General features: G+C 60.8%; 4 protein-coding genes and 1 pseudogene. 4 read left to right on the top strand and 1 reads right to left on the bottom strand.

Annotated elements, in window-relative coordinates; translation table 11 throughout:
- Window positions 1–80 (top strand): 4Fe-4S dicluster domain-containing protein (locus AB4Z53_RS35170; protein WP_141399573.1); only part of this gene is annotated, 80 nt, incomplete at its 5' end.
- A 167-nt stretch (window positions 81–247) separates the two neighbouring features.
- Here the strand turns inward: AB4Z53_RS35170 and AB4Z53_RS35165 are convergent.
- Window positions 248–1,141: an alpha/beta fold hydrolase gene (locus AB4Z53_RS35165; RefSeq protein WP_441600032.1), complete on the bottom strand. Its 894-nt coding sequence runs from the start codon at window positions 1,139–1,141 to the stop codon at window positions 248–250.
- Window positions 1,142–1,232: 91 nt separating this feature from the next.
- On the opposite strand from AB4Z53_RS35165, the gene AB4Z53_RS35160 reads away from it, so the two are divergent.
- From AB4Z53_RS35160 to AB4Z53_RS35150, 3 genes and pseudogenes are all read left to right on the top strand, one after another.
- Window positions 1,233–1,805, top strand: coding sequence for a CGNR zinc finger domain-containing protein (locus AB4Z53_RS35160; protein WP_441600030.1), 573 nt, complete (start codon window positions 1,233–1,235; stop codon window positions 1,803–1,805).
- Window positions 1,806–2,037: 232 nt separating this feature from the next.
- Window positions 2,038–3,036 (top strand): ABC transporter substrate-binding protein, encoded by a 999-nt coding sequence (locus AB4Z53_RS35155; RefSeq protein WP_113541536.1) that lies wholly within the window; start codon window positions 2,038–2,040, stop codon window positions 3,034–3,036.
- 110 nt (window positions 3,037–3,146) lie between these two features.
- Window positions 3,147–3,625 (top strand): annotated as a pseudogene (locus tag AB4Z53_RS35150) (proline/glycine betaine ABC transporter permease); the annotation flags it as partial.

The following is a 3,625-nucleotide window of genomic DNA, read 5'->3' as shown; positions in this document are numbered from 1 at the left end:
GCGACATCAAGGACCCGAACCAGAACATCAACTGGGTGCCGCCCCAAGGCGGCGAAGGCCCGGTCTATCCGAACATGTGAGTTCGGGAGGCGGGCCGCACGGACCGCCGCAAGGGAATGTCGGCGAAGGCCCGGTCTATCCGAACATGTGAGTTCGGGAGACAGGCCGCAATTCGCGGCCCGGCCGAAGATCAGGAAAGGTGCCGATGCTTATGGCCACGGCGCCTTTTTTCATTTCATGCCTTCGTTCAGATGCGGTCGACGAAGTCGGCAATCAGCGGTGCGATTTCCGGCAGGCTCTCTTCCAGCGCGAAGTGGCCGGTATCGAACAGGTGGAGCTCGGCCTCGGGGAGATCGGCAAGAAACGCGCGAGCACCTCTTTCGGTGAAGAACGGATCGTTGCGCCCCCAGGTGATCAAGGTCGGGGGCTTCTCGCTTCGCAGCCACTCTTGCCATTCGCCGCAGCGGGCAAGGTTGCTCTTGTAGTCGAAGGCAAGATCGACTTGCGGCTGGCGGCGGTCGGGACGGTCGAGGAAATGCTGATCCATGGTCCAACCGTCGGGTGCCACCAGTTCCGGATCCCCAGTGCCCCCGACATACTGCCCTCGGGTCATCTCCAGGGTCAGCAGTTGCCGGACCTGTTCCACTGCGCCCTCGTCTTGCGGTTCAAGTGCGATGAAATCGCGGGCGATGTCGGAAAGCCCCTCCAGATAGGCGTTGCCGTTCTGGACGATCAGTCCCGCAATCCGCTCGGGACGCCGGCTTGCAAGGCGAAAGCCGACAGGTGCTCCGAAATCGAAGGCGTAGAGGACAAAGCGCTTGAGCGCCAAGGCCTCGACGAATCCTTCGATCACTTCAGCGAGCCGATCGAAGCTGTAGACGAAGCTGCCGCCCTCATTTGTCGATGGCGGAGCGTCGCTATGGCCAAAACCCGGATAGTCCGGCGCGATCAGCCGGTATTGGCTGCCGAGCGCATCCATCAGGCGACGGTATTGGTGCGAGGACGAGGGGAAGCCATGCAGCAGCAAGATCGTAGGCACGTTGTCGCCGGCCTCGACCGGCACGCTTTCCCGATAGAAGACGCGCACACCGCCGGCTTCGACGAAGCGGTGGCGGATCGATGGAATGCGAGGTCTATTCATTTAACACCCCTATTTTTAATATTCGTGCATTAGAATTGCGCCGAGAAGGCTAATGTGTCAATATCGAAATCATGCATTAAATGAGGGTCGCATGGACCTAGTTCCTTTTGTCGGAGAGCCGCTTACTCTCGATCTCGTCAACACGCATCCGCTGACAGCGAATGGACGCGTCGATCTGATCGCGGATGGGGAAGGGCTGGCGGATTGGCTTGAGTTGGAGCGGGCCCGTCTTCCGGACGCGACGCTTGACGGGATCGGTGCGATAAGTACTGCAGACGTTGCGCCTGTGCTTGCCGTCAGGGCGCACATGACCTCGGCAATCGCGTATGTCATGAGCGGGCAACCCGTTCCGGCGACCGATATCGAGGGCCTCAATGCGGCAATGTGCGCGGCGCCGCTCGTGCGGCATCTCGACTGGAGTGACCCGCCACGTCTTGTCAGCGAGCGGCTGGCTGCACCCATGGTCCAGTTGGCGGGATTCCTGGCCGAGGATGCCGCGGCGCTGCTGGTGCATCCGGACGCCGGTCTGATCCGCAAATGCGAGGCGGAGGATTGCGTCATGCTCTTCGTCGGCAACAACGCCCGCCGGCGCTGGTGTTCGGCTACGCGCTGCGGCAACCGGGTTCGGGTGTCACGCTATTATCAGCGCAGCAAATCGACCTGATCTGCGCCTCAGCCATCTTCAAACATTAGGAAAGGCACCCGTTGACGCAAATGGGAAAGTCCTTGCCGGAAAACCCCGTTAGCTTTCATGATGCCATCGGCTCGAAGCCGACGGACCTGCAGGCCTTTCGGTCCCTGTTGTTTCGAGTTGGACCGAGCTCTGTGACGCTGTCGATCCCCGCGGTGAGATCGGCAGTGCGATGAGATGCACCGCCAAAACAAAGGGAACGGAAATGAAGAAGCTTCTTGCAACGACCTGTCTGGCCGCCGGCCTCCTCGGCCTCGCCGGCGCCGCTTCGGCCGCCGAATGCGGTGACGTGACGATCGCCAACATGAATTGGCAGAGCGCCGAGGTGCTGGCGAGCGTCGACAAGATCATCCTGACGGAAGGCTACGGCTGCAATGCCGACCTGGTCGTTGGTGACACGGTTCCGACGATCACCTCGATGATCGAAAAGGGACAGCCGGATGTTGCGCCGGAAGGCTGGGTCGACCTGCTGCCGGATGTCGTCAATCGCGGTCTCGAGGAAGGCAAGCTCGTCGGTGCTGCCGTTGCGCTTTCCGATGGCGCCGTTCAGGGCTGGTGGGTCCCGAAATACATTGTCGACGCCAATCCTGACATCAAGACGATCGACGACGCGCTGAAGCACAAGGAGCTGTTCCCGGATCCGGAAGATGCCAGCAAGGGCGCCGTCTTCAACGGTCCGCAGGGTTGGGGCGGTACCGTCGTGACCACGCAGCTCTACAAGGCCTATGGCGGCGAAGCCGCGGGCTTTACGCTTGTCGACACCGGCTCGGCCGCCGGCCTCGATGGCTCGATTGCCAAGGCCTATGAGCGCAAGCAGGGCTGGGTCGGGTACTACTGGGCGCCGACAGCACTTCTCGGCAAGTACGAGATGGTGAAGCTCGAGCATGGCGTACCGGCCGATGCGGCCGAATGGAAGCGTTGCAACACCGTCGCCGATTGCCCGGACCCGAAGAAGAACGACTGGCCGAAGGACAAGGTCCAGACGCTTGTGACCAAGTCCTTCGCCGATCGCGCCGGCCCGGCCATGGACTACCTCAACAAGCGCGCCTGGACCAATGACACGGTCAACAAGCTGATGGCCTGGATGACCGACAACCAGGCGAGCGGAGAGGAAGGCGCCAAGCACTTCCTTCAGGAGAACCCCGACCTCTGGACCAAGTGGGTCTCGCCCGAGGTTGCCGAAAAGGTCAAGGCCGCACTCTGAACGCACTGATTGAAACCATGGGCGGCGCGATCACCTGCGCCGCCTCTTGTTCGACGTCTGGCAACAGCAAAACAACAAACGCGGCCGGCGAAATGTGAAGGGGAAATGGAATGGACTGGTTTACCCAGTTTCCGCACATGGACGACGAGAGCCTGCGGGCGTTGAAGAAAGCTATCGACGAGGGATTCCGGTCGTTCACGCGCGCCTACGGCGACGCAATCGAAGGCTTCTTCGAGCCACTGCAGTTCTTCCTCATCCAGTCGGAGCGCTTCATGACGAAGACGCCCTGGCCGATCATCCTGGTGCTGATTGCGCTGATCGCCTGGGTGGCGAGCCGGAATTGGAAGATCGTCGCCGGTTGTATCGGTACGCTCCTGCTCATCGGCTATTTCGACATGTGGGACGATACGATGAAGACGGTCTCGATGATCTTCGTCTGCACTGTCCTGTCGATTGCCATCGGCATTCCGATCGGCATCGTCATGTCCCGTTCGGATCGCTTCCAGAATATCGTCAATCCGATCCTCGACGTGATGCAGACCATGCCGAGTTTCGTCTATCTGATCCCGGTCGTCATGCTGCTTGGCAT

The organism is Ensifer sp. 2TAB8 (assembly GCF_052115125.1).
Taxonomy (GTDB): Bacteria; Pseudomonadota; Alphaproteobacteria; order Rhizobiales; family Rhizobiaceae; genus Ensifer.
This window is presented reverse-complemented; position numbering and strand designations above follow the sequence as displayed.